Source organism: Jonesia quinghaiensis DSM 15701 (assembly GCF_000423205.1).
GTDB classification, from domain to species: domain Bacteria; phylum Actinomycetota; class Actinomycetes; order Actinomycetales; family Cellulomonadaceae; genus Jonesia; species Jonesia quinghaiensis.
Genome location: NZ_AUHN01000005.1, coordinates 82,388 through 102,700, shown reverse-complemented (window position 1 = coordinate 102,700; position 20,313 = coordinate 82,388). Strand labels below are relative to the sequence as shown.

The window sequence follows — 20,313 nt, the reverse complement described above, 5'->3', positions numbered from 1 at the left end:
AAAGGTCCGGTTGTGGTTCGCGCCATCCGTGGCGCTTACCCTACCTATCGGGCTGGCAGGGTTGGTTATGAAGAGTTTTCGTCAGAATTTCTTTGAGAAATTTTTAGGCCTTACCGAAAACTACTGTTAATGCAGGTCAGGCGATGGTTGCGAAGGTGGACTCCGCGTTGTTGTTGTCGTTTTGCATGGCCTTGACGGCGTCAACAACAGCTACTTCAGCGGCGCGCACACTCTGTACTGCCTTAGAAGCGGCGATAGTGGCATGCACTTTCTCGCCGATTTCTGCGAAGTACTTCTCACGGCGGCGGTGAACGACCCCGCCGGCGCGCTCTGGGTTTGGAACCTGGTCTGGGCTCAGGTGAGAGTTCATTCCATCGCGGAGGAGAAGCATGGCCTCTGCTCGCAGTTGAGATACGCGGGATTGGGTGACACCCAGGTTCTCGGCGATCTCTGTGACGGAACGTTCTTCAAAGAAGATTTGTTCAACAATGCTGCGTAGGCGTTCAGGCAAAGCTGACACTGCCGAGCGCAGGTAAACAATTTGTTCGGAGGCGAGCAGCGCTGCTTCTGGTCCTACCTCGCGGGTGGGGAGAACTTCAGCAAGCGCACCGTCGTAGCCTTCGAAGCTGAGCACCTTCGTGGCCGCCTGGTCGCGAGCGTCATCGATCTCACTGATGGGTACACCCAGAGCGTTTGAGAGCTCTTCGCGGGTGGGGGTGCGACCGAGACTAGCGGTGAGGCGGTCCTGTACTTGGTTCAGGTCGCGGATCTTCTTGCGTGCTCCCCGTGACACCCAGTCCATTGAGCGCAGCTCGTCAACAAGTGCTCCCTTAATACGGATGGCCGCGAAGCGGGCGAAGGGCACTCCGCTTGTTGGGTCGAAGTTGCGGGCCGACTGCACGAGTGCATATTGACCGGCAGATGCGAGCTCATCGCGAGTGACATGGCTGGGCAAGCGCATCAGCATGTCATTAACGTGGTAACCAACCAAGTGAAGGTTGTCAGTGATGAGGCGTTCTTGCGCGCCGGTCATTGTGCTCATGCGTTTCAGTGTGAAGGCTTCAGGACACATTTCCAAGACCTTCACAACGAATTCCACTTCACCGTCGATTCGATTAAGCAATGGGGACAACTCCCCATCCGCATAATCTCGCGGCTCTCATGGATTTAAGACTTGAAGTGTGATACGCGTCACACTTACCAAGTGGAAAGTATTGACGAGAAGTAAAAGAATTACCATGGTCCCACCAAGATACATAACGGACAGAACGTAACCGCAGGCTAGGCTAGCCTTCACAGTCCCATCACATAATCGACATGACATGGGCAGACACCATCAGCGTCTCAAGGAAGAGAACAATGAACTCACCCGTGACTCACCCCGTTTTCCTAAAGAATGGCATCGGCATCCGATGGGCTTAGTGGGACACTGGAGGCAACCGCGCGCTGGACGTCCCACCGCACCAAGGGAAGTGAACACGATGGAACTCTCAACACTCAACAGTTTGCTGTGGAATGAACGGCAGCTTCTTGAGTTGCTGCTGTTCAAACTTGAAGAAGAACAGTTGCTTCTTGCAGCCGGCAAATCGCGCTGGCTCTCCCACGCGACCCGCGAGGTTGAGAACGTCCTCGAACAGATCCGTGGCGCAGAGCTAGCCCGCGAGGTCGAAACCTCACACATCGCTATGGAACTGGGCCTCCAAACCCACGCAACCCTTCTCGACATCAGTGAAAAAGCAGAAGAACCCTGGAACGAGCTGCTCAGCAGTCACCGCCAGGCGCTGTTAAAACTGGTCTCTGAGATCGACGCGACTTCCACTGGCAACAAAGAACTCCTCACCACTGCGCAACGGGCAATTAGCGAAACCATCGCCCACTACCAGCGCAACGAGAAAACTTACGACCACACTGGCGCAACACGCACCTCAGACGCACCTGCCCAGCTTTTCGATCAAAGCCTGTAAGGAAATCATGAGTACCTTCTCGGGACTGTCAAACGCCCTGTCCTCCCTCAACGCCCAGCGCGCGGCAATGGAGGTCACCGGACAGAACATCGCCAACGTGAACACCCCCGGATACACCCGGCAGCGTGCTGACATGGCGGCGATCTCTGGAGGCCAAACGGCCTCCCTGTTCTCACAGGGATCCAAGATTGGAAATGGTGTGAACATCACCAACGTGTCGCGGCTTGGAGATATCTTCCTCGATGCACGGGTGCGCTCCACCACTGCATCGGCAAGCTTCCAGACAGCCCGGGCAGAGGCATACACTCGCCTCGAGTCAACAATCAATGAGCCATCAGACAATGGCATCTCCGCGAACCTCAACGGTTTCTGGGCATCATGGCAGGACCTGTCAAACAACCCACAAACCCAAGCAACCAAGCAGGTTGTTTTAGAGAGCGCACGCAGCGCACAGCAGGCCCTCGCTTCTGGTCACGCTGCAGTTTCCACCCAGTGGAACCAGATGCGCACCGAAACAGAGTCACTCGTCACTGAGGTAAACACCACCGCTCAAGCTGTGGCGCAGCTCAACGGCCAAATCCGTCAGACTGTCGTGTCCGGTGGTAATGCCAACGAACTCATCGACCAACGGTCCAACCTCCTGACGGACCTCAGCTCACAAACGGGGTCAACGGTCCGCTACCAAGAAGACGGCACCGTCGATGTTTACATCTCCGGTAACCCACTGGTCACTGGAGACCGCGCCCAATCACTCAAAGTTGTCGGGGCAACCAGCCTCACCGGCGCCGTTGATGACGCCTCCGCAGTCAAAGTGGTGTGGAACCGTGCCGGCGAACCAGTAGCCAGCTTCGATGGTGGAACGATCTCCGGAAAACTCAGCGCGCTCGCGCCAGAAAGCCACGGCGGTATCCTCACTACCGCAGCAGCTCAGTACGACCGTGTCGCTGAAGCGTTAGCGACCCAAGTCAACGCCTTGCACCCAACACCCGTGTTTGACCTGGGAACTGGGCCATCAGCTGCAACGATGACCGTGGCAATTACTGACCACAATGACATCACCGCAGGTGTGGCGGCCAATGGCGCCTTCGACGGTTCTATCGCTGATGCGATCTCCCAAATTGGTGTTGCCCAAGACAGCCCGGATGCAGTGTGGCAAACCTTCGTGATTTCCGTTGGCGTCACCAGCAAAGCCACCGCGAACTCTGCGATCGTGGCGCAAGCTGCACAGTCCACTGCAGAAGGTTTGCAACTCGGTGCAACGTCCGTTGACACAGACGAAGAAACCGTCAATCTCCTCACCTACCAGCGCGCCTACCAAGCTGCGTCACGGGTTATGACCACTATTGATGAGATGCTCGATCAACTCATCAACCGAACCGGAGTTGTGGGACGATGATCACCAGAGTTACCCAGCAATCCACCCAGCGCAATGTGCTGGCGAACATGCAGCGCAACCTTGCAGCGATGTCGAACCTGCAAGAGCAGGCATCGAGTGGCAAGAAGATCGCTAAAGCATCTGACGACCCTTCACGGGCCTCAGACGCCATGTCCTTGCGGTCAGAGCGAGCCGCCACCCAGCAGTACGCACGTAACGCCCAGGACGGGTTGTCATGGCTCAACACCATTGACTCCACACTGGTGGAAACGTCATCATCTCTGCGCCGCGCCCGTGACCTTGTTGTCCAAGGCTCCAACCTGGGTGCTGCAAGTCTGCAGTCCCGTGAAGCATTGGCTTCCGAACTTGAGGGAATCAAAGCGGCTCTCATGGAGCAAGCAAACACCCAGTACATGGGCCGCTCCGTGTTCGCAGGCACCTCTGATGCGGGAAACGCCTTCGACCCCACCACATACGCCTTCACAGGCTCCGCAGGGGGTAGCGTCGAACGCCGTACCGCAGCCGATGTGACAGTGCGTGTTGACGGCGACGGTGCAGCAATCTTCGGGTCATCAACAGACCCCGCAGATGCCAACAATGCTAACTACTCGGTGTTCCAGCTCCTTGACGACGTCGCCAACACTCTGCGTTCAGGCGGAGACCCCAGCACGGCTCTTGGCCAACTGGACACCCGTCTCAATGCTGTGATCACCAATGCCACCTCGGTCGGTGCCCGCACCAACCAAATCGAATCCAGCATGACCATGGCTGCAGACAAAGCCGAAACACTGCGCAACGACATTTCCGGTGTCGAAGACATCGACCTCGCGCAAACCATCATGGACCTTAAAATGCAGGAAGTGGGCTACCAAAGCTCACTCAACTCTGCCGCCCGCGTCCTTCAGCCCACCCTTTTGGACTTCTTGCGATGACACTACCCACAGCACTGAACTTCTTGGCACCGCTGCCAGGAATTGGGCCAATGACTGGCGTAACCGTTGAACCACTGGACGAGTCAGGCATGCTGTTTGCCGCCCGTGACGACCACGACCGTCGTCTTTTCTTACTCGACCCAGCACCATACTTCGCGGACTACACCCCCGAAATTCCTGGGGAATCGCTCACCGAACTTGGTACGCAACGCCCCGATCTGTATGTCATTGTCACCCCTGGGAGCGGCGTCGACGGACCGTCTGCGAATCTCCTCGCCCCGATTGCGGTCAACCCCGCTCATGGGCAAGCATTGCAGATCATTCTTGGTGAGGAATGGCCAGTTAGGGCACCTCTCAGCTGATAGCAACCAGTGCGTGGGGCCGATATCGCCCCACGCCATTCGGACACTAAGGAAAGTACATCGTGGAGCCAACCACCGCACTGCCCGCAGAACGGGCATCCCTCAACCGTTTAGGGATCTTCTCGCAGGATGGTTCCACGTTGGGTTACGTGTTGCTTCCTGTCCCCAGCGACCCAGCACGCACCCAAAACACCCCAGATGCCAATGCTCGCTTAGAAGCTGCCTATTCGGCTTTGACCCTGTCGAGCATCTTGGGTCCGCGCGCCAAAGCTTTTGTGTGGGCCACTGAACGCATGTTCACTGACCCCGAAATTTTTACCGAGGTACCCAATCTCGCTGGTCTACTGCTGAGCCCCTGGCTCGCACAACGCCCCGACGCTTCAGACCAAGTCATGCGCATGCGCGAACTCCACCTAGCATGCATTCTTGCGGACTTCACCGGAACGCCAGGGCAAGTGGCGCTGCTGCCCTTTGTGCACTACGTGACGATCAATTTCCGGCGTGACGATGCAGAGGAACTTGCTGAACGAGCAACCAACGCCAATGTCGCTGTCATCGCTTCACAAACGTATAACCGCGCCCGCCTCAAAGAGGCATGGCAGTCTGGCGCACAGTTCGCCATTGGCACGGTCTACAAGGCCTCACCCAACACCACCAAGCCCATGACACCTGGTGAGTTGCAGTGCCTGTCCGCTATTCGACTGCTCAATGAAGAATCCCCAGACCTCAATCAGGTTGCGGATATTTTGTCGACTGACCCAGAAATCATGCTGCGGGTTCTGCATCTGGTGAACTCTGCGAGCACTGGCGTCTCCCAACGAGTGGACTCCATCCACCGGGCGGCTGTGCTGCTGGGACCAGCCCGCATTGGGCCGTTGGTGATGGCCTCACTCATTTCCGCACGAGTGCACAACATGGACGCCCTGTGGTTCTTGCTCACCCGTGCTGCAGCGTGCCGCGAACTATCGCGCGACGATGCTGGCTACACCACCGGCCTCATCTCAGCGTTGGCCTACGACTCCGGGATTGATGCTGAGACTCTGGTCAGCAAAACTCGTGTTTCTCCCGAGGTCACTGCAGCTGTGCTGCACGGTGAAGGACGGTTAGGGCAAGCATTACGGGCCGTTGTTGCCCACGAAATTGGAAACTACGATGCCATCCGAGAGACGGGCTACAGCATCCCTGAGGTTGCTGGTGCATACTTGACGGCATTGCCCTGGGCGCTCAACACCCTGCAGGATCTTTACACCAACTAAACAGCCACACCAGGTGCCCCACAAGCCCTTGGTAAGCATGCCGATAGGTCGACTCCCCCGGGTGAGGGGAAGTTGACCTATCGGTTTTCTGGTGCTTTGACAACGGGCTGATGCTGACCTTGCCACGCAACGAGATCGTCAATGGTCACCGGCAACGGTTTGAGCTCTTCGTCGCTGCCCTGCTCACGTTCAGCCGTCAATTGTGCTGTCAGTTGAGCGGTGACATTTGGTAAGTGATCATTAGGCTCGGTAGGAGCATCTTGGTGGTGGGGAAGTTCCACCACAGCGTCAGCCACCTCATCTGGGTCTGGCAACGGGTCTTGGCGTTCACGAGCCTCATGCGCTGACTTACGGAGCTCTTCACGCAGCCCATCGAGGCCTGATTTGAGGGCGTCATCGATTTGACGAACCAGTTCAGCAAGACCTTCCCGACCAATGGTCAGATGGCGCTTACGCGGGTTAATCATGCCGCTCATTGCAGCGTGAGCAGTAATGACGAGTTCGTGAAGCGCTGTGAGTTTCCGTTGCACCACGTGAATGTCGTAGGGGTCAGCGCCTTTAGCGTTCAGTTGCTTGAGGTCTTCACCTGCACGTTGATACAACGAAGCAAGCTCATAGGCCCGCCACATCGCTAGGTGCGCTTCAACACCTCGCTGATGATCTCGCTCAGCCAAGCGGTTAATTTGGGCGAACTCTAACGGTGGGATCTTATGAAACATCCGCTCTGTGGCGTCGTTCTCTAAGGCCGCAACATCAAATGGTTTACGCAAGTCTTGGGCGCAGTCGTTATAGAGAAACTGGTGTCCCACAAACAAAATGGCGGGCACCACAAGAAGCCACAAGGGGTACTGCTGAATAACGATCACAATGAGCAACGCAGCTGTCACGATGGTCACCGGCGTTTGGGCAACATCAAGTGACTGGTAGGTTTTCTCCAACCGGTCACGTTGCGCGTAAGACTGGGCAAGCTGCTTTGCGTCGAACGCTGACAAATGTGGGCTCACCACATAGTGTCGTGTCCTCGACGGGTCGACATGCTCTGCTCCAGCACGCTGGTCTTTGACCTCTATCCACCGTGGGACGGATACAACAACCCGGCCGGCTCCGCCAGCTGGGGTTGTTGCGGGGTCATGAGAAGACGCGGATTCCATTCCTGCCTCACAAGCTCGCTGATGATATGAAGGTCTACCATCTCTTATCGGCAATGCACCGAGAAAGGTGAGGTGACCCGATCAACCACCCGTGTCAGTCAGCCCACATCCACCCGGTCGATCGACTCTTCGTCGATCAACGGTGCGTTCGCAGGCCATTCTGAGACTCGGTGGGGAACATCTGTTTCCGAGTGTGCCCCACACCCATGCCCTAAGGCAACCACTTTGCCGTCATCTGGAGACCATTCATTGGCGCACACCCCAAAGACTTGGCCAAGCGCCCCTTGTAAAGGAATAACAAAACCACATGAGCCACACCCTGCAGCAGACTGCATTGACGCCGCTGAACGTGGACCATGATCGCTGCGATACCAACGCTCAGCAGCCTGACTACGGCCGTCCTCAGACAAAATCCGTACCCGAGCCAGGGCAAGTTCTTCAACAGCAACCCGATCTTCATCCTCATCACCCGTGGGGGTGTAGCCCGGCACTAAACGAGGATCATCGTCCACGTACGGCATAACATCACCGGGACCAACATCCCCTGGTTGCAGGCGCTCCGACCACGGTAACCACGCTGGGGCGAGCAATGAGTCAGCACCAGGCAAAAGAGCTACTTCACACAGGGTGACGTGCTTAGACCGAGGGGCACGAGTAACCGTGACCGTCCAGTTCCAACCAACATATCCGCGCATCGTGCAGGCAAACTGGTGGGCGGCAAGGCGCTCACTTTCCATCACCATGCCGATGTATTCTCCAACATCGTGACGGTGTTCAGCAGCGTCAACGGCCGCCTCCCGTGCGATGTCGATTGCCTCCGCAAGGACTGCATCGGGGCGGGGGGAACGAGATTTGCGCGGTGTGGCGGAAGGAGTCATGGAGTTTTATGCCTCAAGGGAGTCTGCGATGGCACGGAGCACGTGCGCTGTCTGGGAAGCTGCGGCCTTGTCCGGGTAGCGGCCGCGACGCAACTGGTTGCCCACAGAGTCAAGGAGCTTAATTACGTCCTCCACGACTACAGCCATTTCATCGGCGGGCCGGCGCTGTGCACGGGCCACTGAGGGCAAAGGGTCGAGGTAGCGCACGGACAGTGCCTGGGGGCCTTTACGGCCGTCAGCAACACCGTATTCAACCCGGGCACCTTGTTTAGGGGCGGGGGCATCCGCAGGCAGCGCTGTGGAGTGCAGGAACACCTGGTTGCCGTCATCGCCTGCAATGAAACCGAAACCACGCTCTGCGTCGAAGAACTTGACCTTACCGGTTGGCACGTCTACCTCTACACGTTCGTCGGCGGAGGGGGTTCTCCGCACAAGTCTTACAAAAATACAGGATACCGCGTGCTATGCGCCTCGGCGCATCCCCAACGGTGTGCGCTCCTGTGGGCGTGGGCACAGCGCAACGCGCTAGCACATATGTACAGTAGAAGCGATGGTGAGTTTTGTCGATGTACTTGGGGAGTCAGACGAGTCTGCACTCGCGCGCCTTTTTGCTGCCCGCCCAGATGTTGCTAGCCCCTCCCCCGGGAACCTCATGTCCTTAGCCGCGCGCATCACAAATCCCGTCAGTGTGCGCCGGGCTCTGTCCACCGTAACCACCCCCGAACTTGAAGTCCTCGACGCTTTAGCGGTCCTACAGTCACTTGACCTCACCCGGGACATTGATTCCCTCACCCGCGCCGTAGACTGCACCTCAGTTCAAGGCCCCCACCGAAGCATCACCGTCGAAGAGATCACTGATCGACTTACCGCCCTGTTCCTCGCCCACTGGGGCCACGAAGGACTCACCCTTTCCCCAGGCGTGGTCGATGCTTTAGGGCCCCTCCCAGCCGGTTTTGGGCCAGTCATCACAAGGGAGAACCCACTTCCCTTCACCCCGAGCCCCGAAGGTGTGGCCCACATTCTTCAAGGGCTGACACCCGAACGCCGCCTCGTAGCCGAACGGATACTTGAGCAACTTATTTGGGGACCACCCCTAGCAAAGGTCCCCCACGACCTCATGACCCGGGCATCAACAGTGACCCATCAGGCATTGCAGGACATGGTCACCTCTGGGATTCTCACCTTGACTGAACCTGGCCGGGTTGTCCTTGACCGTGAGCTAGCGTTTGCCCTGCGCGGGCACCGTACCCACCGCGGTCTGAGCAACTACCCCAGCGCAACCCACCAGAAGCAAGCATTTTCTCCCGAATCCGCGGCGCACACGATGACCCAGGATTCACACTCCATCGCCTCAGCGTGTAGCGCACAAGCACTGTCCACGCTGCGCCTCACCGAAGAGCTCCTCTCCCTATGGGCTACCACCCCCGGCACCGCAGTACGAGCCGGAACACTAGCGGCCCGCGAACTGCGTCGAATCACCGAAGAACTCAGCATCCCCGCATCAACAGCGGCATTACTTGTCGAGTTCAGTGTCGCAGCGCGATTAGTCCGTCAAGACGACGATGCCCCCCATGATTTTGTCCCCACCCTCATGGCCTGCACCTGGCTTGACCTGCCACCAGCACAACGGTGGGAACACTTAGTGCAGTGGTGGTTGGGCTCCTCCCGGACCCCGTGGTCCTGCCTTAACGACGATGGCAGTGTGCGTGGTGTCCTGGACCCAGCGCACCACCAACCGTGGATCCCACACCTCAAAGAGCAGATCCTCGCCGTTCTTGCCCCACCCTTCGAACAACGTGGCGGCCACCATGACCTCACCGCGGCTCTGACATGGTGCTCTCCCCGCCGCACCGTCCCATCAGAAGCTGTGGCAGGCATCGTCATGGAAGCAACGCAACTAGGGTTGTGCGCGGCGGAGACTGTGCTGCCAGGCTTGCTGACAGTGGGGCCACGCGAAGCTCTTGAGGCTGCGCTACCTGAACCAGTGGATACCTGCATCATTCAAGGTGACCTCACGGTGTTAGTCCCGGGCCGTCCTAGTACCCGCCTCGATGATTTGCTTGCTGCGAGCGCTGATATTGAGTCTCATGGGGGTGCGGTGACGGGGCGTTTCACTGCGGCGTCGGTTGCTCGTGCTTTTGATCGCGGTATGTCTAGTGATGAATTGCTGGGTGAGTTGGAGCAGTTGAGCATCACTGGTGTCCCGCAGCCGTTGAAGTATTTGGTTGCTGATACTGCTCGCACGCATGGTGCGGTGCGGGTTGGTGGGGCGTCAAGTTATGTGCGTTTCGCTGACGATGCGACGGCTGCGGCGGCTTTGGCGCATTCTGCAACGCGGGGGCTTGGGTTGTTTGAGTTGGCGCCGCGGGTGGTGGCGTCTTCTGCTTCGGTATCTCAGGTTACTCAGACGTTGAAAGATGCCGGGTTTGGTGTGGTGGTGGAGGATTCCACGGGTGCGATTGTGTTGGCGCAGGATGCTGGGCGTCGGCGTTTCATTCCGGTGCGCCCGGTGCGGGCTTCTTCGCCTGGTGGTACTCCTGGTATGGCGGTTGAACCGCGCCGGTGTCAGGACGTTCCAGAGGCTGCTTTTGTGCCGTTGCACCCCTCGGAGGGTTTGTTGGATTTGGCTCGGGTGGTGCGTGCCGCGTCGGTTGGTGATGACCGTGAGGGCCATCCAGGTAATGGTGATGGTGTGCACGGCCACGTCGTTGTTGACGGTTCTGTGGTGCCAGGTTCCCGCTGGCCGGGTGGCGAGCAGGTTGAGGGGAGCGGTGGCACGTCAGCGCAACCGCACCGCCTGAATGAGGCTGGTTCAGCGCATCTAGTGCGGCTACGTGCGGCGATTGATGCCAACGCTGTTGTGGATATCGATATCGTGGATTCTCGCGGAACCATAACTACTCGCACGATTGTGCCGTTGACCCTTGATGGTGGGCGGCTTCGTGGCCGTGATACCCGGCGCGACGTTGACTTGACGATTGCGGTGCACCGCATCGTGCATGTGCAGGAATCTGGTGAGCTTCCTGCTGCACCCCCTTCAGCTTCGCTGTAACTTCCTTTTACCACCCCCACGCCAGAAAGAGGCCCATGCCAAACGGACCGTTGATCGTCCAGAGTGATAAGTCCATCTTGTTGGAGGTGGGTCATCCGCAGGCTGAGGATGCCCGGCGAGCTATTGCTCCGTTTGCTGAGTTAGAGCGTGCCCCTGAGCATGTTCACACGTACCGGTTAACACCGTTGGGGTTGTGGAATGCCCGGGCTGCGGGCATGGACGCGGAATCGGCGGTGAACGTTCTTATTGAGTATTCGCGTTTCCCTGTCCCGCACACGTTACTTGTCGATATTGCGGAGACGATGGCCCGGTATGGGCGCCTCACCTTGGCTCAACACCCTGTGCATGGGCTGGTGTTGATTGCTCATGACCCAGCGGTTCTTGCGGAAGTATTGGCGTCAAAACGCACAGCAGGTTTGGTGGGGGCGCGTGTGGATGAGGACACCGTCATTGTGCACCCTTCTGAGCGGGGCAACCTCAAACAAGCGTTGATGAAGTTGGGGTGGCCCGCTGAGGACAGGGCAGGCTATGTGGATGGTGAAGCGCACGCCATTGCGTTGCGGGAGATTGACCCGGCTGCTGGGACTGCGTGGTCGTTGCGCCCTTATCAGTCTCACGCGGTGGATAGTTTCACTGCTGGCGGTTCGGGTGTTGTGGTGTTGCCGTGTGGTGCGGGGAAAACGATCGTGGGTGCCGCGTCGATGGCCCAGGTGTCGGCGACAACACTGATTTTGGTGACGAATACGGTGTCTGCCCGCCAGTGGCGTGATGAGTTGCTGCGGCGAACGTCTCTGAGCGACGACGAGATTGGCGAATATTCAGGGACCCGTAAGGATGTCCGCCCAGTCACCATTGCCACATACCAGGTGCTCACAGCGCGCCGGGGTGGCACGTACACGCACTTGGAGTTGTTGGACGCCCGCGACTGGGGGCTCATCATTTATGACGAAGTCCACCTGTTGCCTGCCCCTATTTTCCGGATGACCGCGAACCTTCAAGCACGCCGCAGGTTGGGCTTAACGGCAACGCTGGTGCGTGAAGATGGCCGAGAAGATGAAGTGTTTTCGCTCATTGGCCCTAAACGGTTTGATGCCCCGTGGAAAGACATCGAAGCGCAAGGGTATATTGCGCCAGCTGATTGCACGGAGATCCGTTTCACGCTGTCTGACGCTGACCGGTTGGTGTATGCGGTGGCGGAACGTGAAGACAAGTACCGTTTGGCGGCTAGTGCGCCGCGGAAGACAGCTATTGTGCGTCAGTTGCTTGACCGGCACGCTGGTGAACCCACGTTGGTTATTGGCCAGTACTTGGAACAGCTTGAAGAAATCGCCAACACTGTTGATGCACCACTGATCACCGGCAAAACGCCGGTGAAAGAACGGCAGCGCCTGTTCGATGCGTTCCGTAGCGGTGAGGTATCCACCCTCGTGGTGTCCAAGGTCGCGAACTTCTCCATCGACTTGCCCGAGGCCACCATCGCTATTCAGGTGTCCGGGTCCTTTGGGTCTCGCCAGGAAGAAGCGCAGCGCCTTGGGCGGGTCATGCGCCCCAAGCGTGATGCCCGGTCCGCGCATTTCTACACCATCGTGGCACGGGACACGGTGGATCAAGAGTTCGCGGCGCATCGGCAGCGTTTCCTTGCCGAGCAAGGGTATGCGTACTCCATCGTGGACGCTGAAGACCTCTAACGTTGGTATCAGCGGCCACACGCGGGAAATTCACCGTAGACTCGTTGTATGTCAAGCGAAATGAATACTGGTGGGCGCCCGACGTATCTCCTCGTTGACGGAGAAAACATCGACGCCACTCTAGGCATGAATGTCCTAGGACACCGACCTAATCCCGATGAACGTCCCCGCTGGGACCGTATCAATGAATTCGCCCGCGAACTGTGGGGCAAACCTGTCACCTCGTTGTTCTTCCTTAATGCGTCCTCTGGTCAAATGCCGATGCCGTTTGTGCAGGCACTGCTGGCCATGGACTACCGCCCCATCCCTCTTGCTGGCGCCAGCCACGAGAAGGTTGTGGACATTGGTATCCAACGCACCTTGGAAGCGATCCGCGAGCGTGATGGCGATGTGCTTCTCGCGAGCCATGATGGTGACTTCATTCCCCAGATTGAAGCGCTACTCGATGGCACCCGCAAAGTTGGGTTGTTGTGTTTCCGTGAGTTTGTTAACGGGCAAATGGCTCACCTTGAGGAAAAGGGCCTGACGTTTTACGACCTCGAAGACACGGTAGGTGCGTTTAATACGCTACTGCCACGTGTGCGGATCATCCCGATCGAAGACTTCACACCGGAGCGTTTTATTTAAGGCGTGGCACTGTTTCACAGTTAGCGATTGCGTGCTGAGGGCGGCTCTCCCCGTGTGGGAGGGCCGCCCTCCGTGCTTCTGCAAGGAGGCTTTATGGTGTTGGGTCGATGTCACACGGGTCATAGGCGACTTTTGATGAGACTTCGGCGGGGAACTGTTCGGGTGGGTCTTGTTTGGTGTGGTCCGGTACCGGGCGAATCGACATGTCATCCCAGTACGGCAATGACCACACGGAGAGGGTGTTGAAGTCACGGCTGACGATGACACTTGACCGGTATGGTTGGCCGTCATCGGTGACGCTTTCCACTTCTACGACGCGAGACCCTCCCCCACCTCCCATTGGCCACGTACAGACAATGGTGATGTCAGTCGGTGGCTGGAAATTTTTTTCTCTTTCAGAGTCTTGGGCGCATTTTTGATCAAATAGTGCATGTTCACAGAGTTCCTCTGGGGTGGAATAGGTGCTGGCACTGATTTCTGTCACCTTGGCGCGAGCTTCGGCATCTGTGACCGGCACCGGGACCATTAATGCACGGCCAATATAAAACCCTAAAACCCCAATGAGGAGAATAAGTAACACCATGGCAGCACGGCCATAGGGTGTGGATAAGCGCCTTTTCATAGTGTCACCCTAACCTCCGCTTCTCACCCAACCAAGACGCCACTCAGGTCATTCTCAGGCGATATCCAGCAAGACGTAGCATGCTGGAGTCATGACTGAAGCGCGCCTGGTAGTTGTCGATGACGAGCCAAACATCCGTGAACTCCTCGCGACTTCGCTGCGCTTTGCGGGGTTTGAGGTTTTCGCTGCCGCGGATGGACTCAGCGCCATCCAACTCATTACTGACACCTCCCCCGACCTCGTTGTCCTTGACGTTATGATGCCTGACCTTGACGGGTTCGAGGTCACGCGGCGGCTACGAGAAAAGGGAGTGCACTCCCCCGTACTCTTCCTTACCGCCAAAGACGACACCCAGGACAAAGTTACTGGTTTAACCGTAGGCGGCGATGACTACGTGACCAAGCCATTTAGCCTCGAAGAAGTGGTGGCGCGCATTCGGGCGATCTTGCGCCGCACCCAACACGTCGAAGAGAACGAGGCGGTTCTTACCTACGCAGACCTCGAAATGGATGAAGACTCCCACGAGGTACGGCGCGCTGGGGTTGTTGTCGACCTCTCCCCCACAGAATTTAAACTCCTTCGTTACCTGATGTTGAACTCTGGACGAGTGCTATCCAAAACCCAGATCCTCGACCACGTGTGGGACTACGACTGGGGCGGGGACGCCAACATTGTTGAGTCCTACATCTCCTATTTGCGGCGCAAAATTGACACTGTCACCCTGCCTGATGGCAACCCTGTTCAACCCTTGATCCACACCAAACGCGGCGTCGGGTACATGCTCCGGCAATCGCGCTAAACATCAGGAGCCCCACCCCCATGTCAGCTCCTCTCCCTCCGGTGCCACCTCCCCCAAACACACCTCCACACGGCGACTACACCCCAGCACCAGCTGATGGCAATCAAGGCGCACCCCAGCAGGTGGACGCTGCTGAGGTTGGTGCCGTTCGAGCCTGGTTTGAACGCCGTTCGTTGACGTCGCGTCTCACTGGGCTAGTCATGCTCATTTTGGCTGCGGGGCTGTTTTCTGCGACGTTCCTCACCACCACGATCGTGCGCAGCTACCTCATTCGCGAGATCGATGATGATCTGAAAACCACCTATTCCAACATTGCCAGCCAAATCATTTCCGACCAGTCAGGCACATCAATCCTGCCAAGCGACTACTACCTAGCAGTGGGTACAGACACCGGGCTGTTCAAGGAATGGATTCAGCCCGAAACAGCAGCCGCGTTAGGTTACCCCGACCTCAGCCAGCAGTTGTCCCTAGACAGCACAGAATCACAGTTGCCCTACGACGACGCATTCACTACGGATGCAGTTATGAACACCACCAACTGGCGGGTGCTCATTCAACGGTTTAACTCCAATGTTGGCCCGATCGACATCTACGTTGCTCTGCCCCTCACCGAAACCGAGGAAATGGTTGGGCAGATTCAACGAATCCTCATGCTGACAGGGTTTTCCATCATCGCCATAGGTGGGGCCATTGGCTCGTTAGCTGTCCGTAGATCGTTGCGTCCTCTTGCCGGTATTGAACGTACCGCCGCGGCTATCGCTGAAGGCGACCTGTCACGCCGTATCAGACAGGGGCCAACAACAACCGAGGTTGGCTCACTAGCAAAATCCCTCAACACAATGCTTGCCACCATCGAACGCGCGTTCGCAGTCCAAGAAGCCTCCGAAGCGAAAATGCGTCGCTTTGTGTCCGATGCTTCCCATGAGTTGCGCACACCACTAGCGACAATCCGTGGGTACGGCGAGCTGTACCGGATGGGCGCCTTGACGTGCCCTGATGCCTTGGATGACACCATGCGCAGAATCGAAGATTCAGCCACACGCATGGGTTCACTCGTAGAAGACCTGCTCCATTTAGCACGCCTCGATGAAGGACGCCAACTCCGCAAAGAACCCGTTGACATGGCGGTACTGGCGATGGACGCTATCTCTGACCTCCACGCTCTTGACCCTCAACGTCCCGTTCGTCTCGTCGCCCTCGATACAGCGAAAAACACTGGAGTACCCCACAATGCTTTCGTGATCGGGGATGACGATCGACTCCGTCAAGTCTTGGCTAACCTCATGGGCAACGCGGTGCGCTACACCCCCGAGGGAAGTGCGGTAGAAATCGCCCTTGGCCGAACACCAGGTCCTGACAATGACACAGTCACCGTTGAGTTCCGTGATCACGGTCCCGGTATCGGGGAAGAACACAAGGAGCGGATCTTTGAACGTTTCTATCGCGTCGACACCTCTCGCACCCGTGATCTTGGAGGTTCCGGGCTGGGACTAGCGATTGTCTCTGCCATTGTGGCTGCTCATGGCGGCACAACGCAGGTATCTGACACTGAGGGTGGTGGGCTCACCGTACGCATCGAACTTCCTGCCGCGCCAGACACCTCATCGCCGGGTGACGAGACTGCAACAGAACTGTGATCGCTCGTACACCCTACGCCCTGCCTTTTGTCATAGAACAGGACTACTATGACTCTTTAGGTCAGGCTGATGCACCGGATCATACCGCTGCGGTAGCGCAGCACTGGTTCCCCGCACCACTGACCTCGTAACCGCCGCACCCGTGGCAGTTGCGGCCCCATAGCGTCTCACCTAATGCAGAGGGTAGTCATGTTTACCGAGACTACTGAGGTTCCTCAGTGGCTCCTTTCCTCGTGGTTACGCAGCTGTCATGCAGCTGGCGCCACCGCGAACGAAGCCGAGCTGATCGCAACCTGCCGGGACCTTATTGACCGGTGGAATCAGGAAGATCGTTGCTACCACGGTGTTAAACACCTGGTTGATGTCCTGTCCCACGTAGACGAACTTGCTTCCGAAGCCCAAGAACCAGACCTCGTGCGCCTCGCCGCGTGGTATCACGGAGCGGTTTTCTCCTCTGACACCCTGAAGGCATACGCCAATGAGGCTGGGGAAGACGAAGTTGCCAGCGGCGCTCTAGCGCGAAATCAACTCACCGCACTGGGCATTCCGACGGAAAATGCTGAACGAGTTTCACGCCTCATCACCACGTTGGTTCGCCACAAGGCTGCCGGTGCAGGTTCTGATTGTGCTGTGCTGTGCGATGCTGACCTAGCTGTTCTCAAGTCCGACCCACAGCGTTACAAGCAATACATTGCCGCGATTCGCGAGGAATACTCCCACATACCAGTCGTTGATTTTGTGAAGGCTCGGTTGCGGATCGTTTCTCGACTGTTGGACCGCTCCCAGTTGTTCACCACCGCTGGTGCTCAAGGGTGGGAAGAGGCAGCACGCCAGAATCTCATTGCGGAACGCGCTCGGCTTAACAAAGAGTTGAAAAAACTTGATGAGGCGTCGCAACAGGTTGTCCACAGCGCCTCTTAATCGCTCATTCGCTGGAACTACTCACAGCCCTCGCATCGGGTCAGGTGGGTCTAGTACAGATGCCATCTAACGTCAGTGATGTCACCAGTCACTCTCACGTTAAGAGGCAGCATGTCATCGTTTTCCGTCGACACCCAGGCCGTCACGACCGCGTCAAGCAACGTTACGCGGTCCATCTCATCAATCCGTGCTGAGGTTCGTGCCATGATGGTGCACCTTCAAGACCTTGGAGCTACGTGGCAGGGTGAAGCCTCTGCAGAGTTCCAGGCAGCCTCCGCCCAGTGGCACTCCACCCAGGAACAGGTTGAAGTGGTGCTGGAATCCATTGGTAGTTCGCTTGGCCGTTCTGCTGAGGTGTACCTCGAAGCCGAGCAGAACATTCGGAACACTTTCCGCATGTAATTCACCGTGGCCACGTTGCCACGGTGAACATAGTTAAGGGCCGCCCCAGAGAGGAATCTCTGGAGCGGCCCTTATGTGTCACAGTGTCACTGGTAACTGCATCATCACCTGTGACGCGTCACGGTCTAGATCAGAAGCCCATGTCGCCCATGCCAGCGCCTTCAGGCATGGCTGGGGTCTTCTCTGGCTTGTCTGCAACAACTGCCTCAGTGGTGAGGAACAGTGCAGCGATCGAAGCTGCGTTCTGCAGTGCGGAACGGGTGACCTTTACTGGGTCGTTCACTCCAGCAGCAAGGAGGTCCTCGTACACGCCTGTTGCAGCGTTAAGGCCCTGACCTGCTGGCAGGTTGCGAACCTTCTCTGCAACAACTCCGCCTTCAAGGCCAGCGTTGACAGCGATTTGCTTGAGTGGAGCATCGATTGCTGAGCGCACGATAGCTGCACCTGTTGCTTCATCACCTTCGAGGTCTGTCAGTGCGGCAGTGTCGAAAGCAGCCTTACCAGCCTGAATCAGTGCAACGCCACCACCGGCGACGATGCCCTCTTCAACAGCAGCCTTTGCGTTGCGGACTGCGTCCTCAATGCGGTGCTTGCGCTCCTTGAGCTCAACTTCCGTTGCGGCACCAGCCTTGATGACTGCTACACCACCGGCGAGCTTTGCGAGGCGCTCTTGGAGCTTCTCACGGTCGTAGTCGGAGTCAGACTTTTCGATCTCGGCACGGATCTGCTTGACGCGTCCCTGGATCTGGTCCTGGTCTCCGGAGCCTTCAACGATGGTGGTCTCGTCTTTGGTGACAACAACCTTGCGTGCCTGACCGAGTAGGTCAAGGGTTGCGGTCTCCAGCTTGAGGCCAACGGTCTCAGAGATAACCTGGCCACCGGTGAGGATAGCGATGTCCTGCAGGATAGCCTTGCGGCGGTCTCCGAAGCCAGGAGCCTTCACAGCAACGGACTTGAAGGTGCCACGGATCTTGTTGAGTACGAGAGTTGCGAGTGCTTCGCCCTCAACGTCCTCGGCGATGATGAGCAGTGAACGTCCCTGCTTCATGATCTGGTCCAGAAGTGGCAGGAGGTCCTTGACGTTGGAGATCTTAGACTCAACCAAGAGAACGTATGGGTCCTCGAGGATTGCTTCCTGGCGCTCTGGGTCTGTCTCGAAGTAGCGTGCGAGGAAGCCCTTGTCGAAGCGCATACCCTCGGTCAACTCAAGCTCGAGGCCAAATGTGTTGGACTCTTCGACGGTGATGACGCCTTCTTTGCCCACCTTGTCGAGAGCTTCAGCGATCAGTTCACCAATTGCTGGGTCACCAGCTGAGATCGCAGCTGTTGCAGCGATCTCTTCTTTGGTTTCGATCTCTTTTGCTGCAGTGAGCAGCTCGGCGGTGACGGCTTCAACAGCCTTCTCGATACCACGCTTAAGAGCAATGGGGTTCGAGCCTGCGGCAACGTTGCGCAGTCCTTCACGAACCAGTGCCTGAGCCAGAACTGTGGCTGTGGTGGTTCCGTCACCAGCAACGTCGTCTGTCTTCTTGGCAACTTCCTTGACGAGCTCGGCGCCGATCTTTTCGAAAGGCTCCTCCAGCTCGATTTCTTTAGCGATGGACACACCATCGTTGGTGATGGTCGGTGCGCCCCACTTTTTGTCGAGGACGACGTTACGGCCCTTAGGACCAAGAGTGACCTTCACGGTGTCGGCGAGGATGTTGAGTCCGCGCTCCATACCGCGACGGGCTTCCTCATTGAAAGCAATGAGCTTTGCCATGGTGGAATCTTCCTCCGCTAGTGGCGTGTGTAGTGGCTGGCGATGCCCGCGACGGACGGCCCGCTGGTGGTGTCAGTTCACGTCACTGGCACGCCTGCGGACCTCATCGGTCAGCCGAAGTCTGTTATCACTCTCACGGGGAGAGTGCTAATTCCATATTGGCACTCTCACTGGGAGAGTGCAAGATCGAGACTTACGCTATGGGCCAACAGATCTCTGTGATGCACGCCGATTGATCGCCCGTTGGGTCTGGTGGGCGCACGAGATTTGTCCACGTAATAAGCCCTGGTGCGTACCCGTTCTCCCCCAGCCAAGCACGCAGTCGCTGAAACCCCTCGGGGAGTAGCGCGTGACTACCGCTTACTGTCATGGACGCGATAGGCCCGCCCGGCAGCGTGCCGTTTGTGATGCGTCGGCTTGTTGGGACAACCTGCGCGACCGGGTAGGCAACGGCAGCCTCCACTAACTGAGGTGACGCAACATGCGAGAGAGTCAGCGGTGGACCAGAGACCGCAATGCGATGTTCATTGAGCCACGCAGCAAGCTCGGGGAACGCCACAGCATAAAAAGCAGGAACATTGGCGGGGTTCATCGTTTCGCGAATGAGCGATACCGGCTGTGGGCGGCGCATCGCTACACGTGGTTCGTTGAAGGCTGAGCCCATACGGTACTCGGCCATGTTCACCTCTCCTCACGTGCGTTGACACGGCAATCCGCGTTTGGAACCTTCTTGTTAAGCACTGTAGACGGCACTGCTGATAGTTGCCACGGAGCGCACTGAAGGCTAAGAGAACTCCTCTGATAGATCTCTCGGCAGGAAAACGCGTAACCATAACATCACCATGCCGCTGACCTGCAAAGAGTCAATTATCACACCTCAGAATA

19 protein-coding genes are annotated in these 20,313 nt (G+C 57.5%); 12 read left to right on the top strand and 7 right to left on the bottom strand.

Annotation, left to right across the window (positions count from 1 at the left end):
• Positions 1-136 precede the first annotated feature (136 nt).
• Positions 137-1,042 carry a sigma-70 family RNA polymerase sigma factor gene (locus G538_RS14920; protein ID WP_245566783.1) on the bottom strand — a complete coding sequence of 302 codons (906 nt, stop codon included), beginning with the start codon at positions 1,040-1,042 and terminating at the stop codon, positions 137-139.
• Positions 1,043-1,481: 439 nt separating this feature from the next.
• Between G538_RS14920 and flgN the strand changes: the two genes are divergently transcribed.
• From flgN to G538_RS0103645, 5 genes are all read left to right on the top strand, one after another.
• Complete coding sequence (gene flgN / locus G538_RS0103665) at positions 1,482-1,964, top strand: flagellar export chaperone FlgN (RefSeq protein ID WP_029068250.1); 483 nt, start codon at positions 1,482-1,484, stop codon at positions 1,962-1,964.
• 7 nt (positions 1,965-1,971) lie between these two features.
• Positions 1,972-3,360: a flagellar hook-associated protein FlgK gene (flgK, locus tag G538_RS0103660; protein ID WP_029068249.1), complete on the top strand. Its 1,389-nt coding sequence runs from the start codon at positions 1,972-1,974 to the stop codon at positions 3,358-3,360.
• Positions 3,357-4,271, top strand: coding sequence for a flagellar hook-associated protein FlgL (gene flgL / locus G538_RS0103655; RefSeq protein WP_029068248.1), 915 nt, complete (start codon positions 3,357-3,359; stop codon positions 4,269-4,271). Before flgK ends, flgL begins: the two co-directional genes overlap by 4 nt.
• On the top strand, positions 4,268-4,633 hold the full coding sequence (locus tag G538_RS0103650) for a flagellar assembly protein FliW (RefSeq protein WP_029068247.1): 366 nt from the start codon (positions 4,268-4,270) through the stop codon (positions 4,631-4,633). Before flgL ends, G538_RS0103650 begins: the two co-directional genes overlap by 4 nt.
• A 62-nt stretch (positions 4,634-4,695) precedes the next feature.
• On the top strand, positions 4,696-5,889 hold the full coding sequence (locus G538_RS0103645; protein WP_029068246.1) for an EAL and HDOD domain-containing protein: 1,194 nt from the start codon (positions 4,696-4,698) through the stop codon (positions 5,887-5,889).
• A gap of 77 nt (positions 5,890-5,966) precedes the next feature.
• Here G538_RS0103645 and G538_RS0103640 read toward each other — a convergent pair whose 3' ends face one another.
• From G538_RS0103640 to G538_RS0103630, 3 genes are all read right to left on the bottom strand, one after another.
• Positions 5,967-7,040 (bottom strand): hypothetical protein, encoded by a 1,074-nt coding sequence (locus G538_RS0103640; RefSeq protein ID WP_029068245.1) that lies wholly within the window; start codon positions 7,038-7,040, stop codon positions 5,967-5,969.
• 98 nt (positions 7,041-7,138) lie between these two features.
• A complete protein-coding gene (locus tag G538_RS0103635) occupies positions 7,139-7,918 on the bottom strand; it encodes a DUF3027 domain-containing protein (protein WP_029068244.1) in 780 nt (259 codons plus the stop codon).
• Positions 7,919-7,924: 6 nt separating this feature from the next.
• Positions 7,925-8,308, bottom strand: a complete 384-nt coding sequence (locus G538_RS0103630) for a cold-shock protein (protein ID WP_029068243.1) — start codon at positions 8,306-8,308, stop codon at positions 7,925-7,927.
• Between the two features lie 160 nt (positions 8,309-8,468).
• On the opposite strand from G538_RS0103630, the gene G538_RS0103625 reads away from it, so the two are divergent.
• Genes G538_RS0103625 through G538_RS0103615 form a run of 3 tightly spaced genes read left to right on the top strand, consistent with a single transcriptional unit; the run spans position 8,469 to position 13,285 of the window.
• A complete protein-coding gene (locus G538_RS0103625; protein WP_029068242.1) occupies positions 8,469-10,970 on the top strand; it encodes a helicase-associated domain-containing protein in 2,502 nt (833 codons plus the stop codon).
• 35 nt (positions 10,971-11,005) lie between these two features.
• The gene (locus G538_RS0103620; protein ID WP_029068241.1) at positions 11,006-12,658 is read left to right on the top strand and encodes a DNA repair helicase XPB; all 1,653 of its coding nucleotides are present in this window, start codon (positions 11,006-11,008) and stop codon (positions 12,656-12,658) included.
• 48 nt (positions 12,659-12,706) lie between these two features.
• Positions 12,707-13,285: an NYN domain-containing protein gene (locus G538_RS0103615; protein ID WP_029068240.1), complete on the top strand. Its 579-nt coding sequence runs from the start codon at positions 12,707-12,709 to the stop codon at positions 13,283-13,285.
• A gap of 91 nt (positions 13,286-13,376) precedes the next feature.
• Here G538_RS0103615 and G538_RS0103610 read toward each other — a convergent pair whose 3' ends face one another.
• On the bottom strand, positions 13,377-13,907 hold the full coding sequence (locus G538_RS0103610) for a hypothetical protein (RefSeq protein ID WP_029068239.1): 531 nt from the start codon (positions 13,905-13,907) through the stop codon (positions 13,377-13,379).
• Between the two features lie 91 nt (positions 13,908-13,998).
• Here G538_RS0103610 and G538_RS0103605 point away from each other — a divergent pair, with 91 nt between their 5' ends.
• The 4 genes from G538_RS0103605 to G538_RS0103590 all read left to right on the top strand — a co-directional run bounded on the left by G538_RS0103605 (position 13,999) and on the right by G538_RS0103590 (position 17,666).
• The gene (locus G538_RS0103605) at positions 13,999-14,706 is read left to right on the top strand and encodes a response regulator transcription factor (protein ID WP_029068238.1); all 708 of its coding nucleotides are present in this window, start codon (positions 13,999-14,001) and stop codon (positions 14,704-14,706) included.
• Between the two features lie 20 nt (positions 14,707-14,726).
• Positions 14,727-16,343, top strand: coding sequence for a sensor histidine kinase (locus tag G538_RS14915; RefSeq protein ID WP_084618055.1), 1,617 nt, complete (start codon positions 14,727-14,729; stop codon positions 16,341-16,343).
• Between the two features lie 189 nt (positions 16,344-16,532).
• Positions 16,533-17,264 (top strand): HD domain-containing protein, encoded by a 732-nt coding sequence (locus G538_RS0103595; RefSeq protein WP_029068237.1) that lies wholly within the window; start codon positions 16,533-16,535, stop codon positions 17,262-17,264.
• Positions 17,265-17,375: 111 nt separating this feature from the next.
• Positions 17,376-17,666: a WXG100 family type VII secretion target gene (locus tag G538_RS0103590; RefSeq protein ID WP_029068236.1), complete on the top strand. Its 291-nt coding sequence runs from the start codon at positions 17,376-17,378 to the stop codon at positions 17,664-17,666.
• Between the two features lie 130 nt (positions 17,667-17,796).
• Here G538_RS0103590 and groL read toward each other — a convergent pair whose 3' ends face one another.
• Positions 17,797-19,428 (bottom strand): chaperonin GroEL, encoded by a 1,632-nt coding sequence (groL, locus tag G538_RS0103585; protein ID WP_029068235.1) that lies wholly within the window; start codon positions 19,426-19,428, stop codon positions 17,797-17,799.
• A gap of 193 nt (positions 19,429-19,621) precedes the next feature.
• A complete protein-coding gene (locus G538_RS17205) occupies positions 19,622-20,107 on the bottom strand; it encodes a GyrI-like domain-containing protein (RefSeq protein ID WP_051196552.1) in 486 nt (161 codons plus the stop codon).
• Positions 20,108-20,313 lie beyond the last annotated feature (206 nt).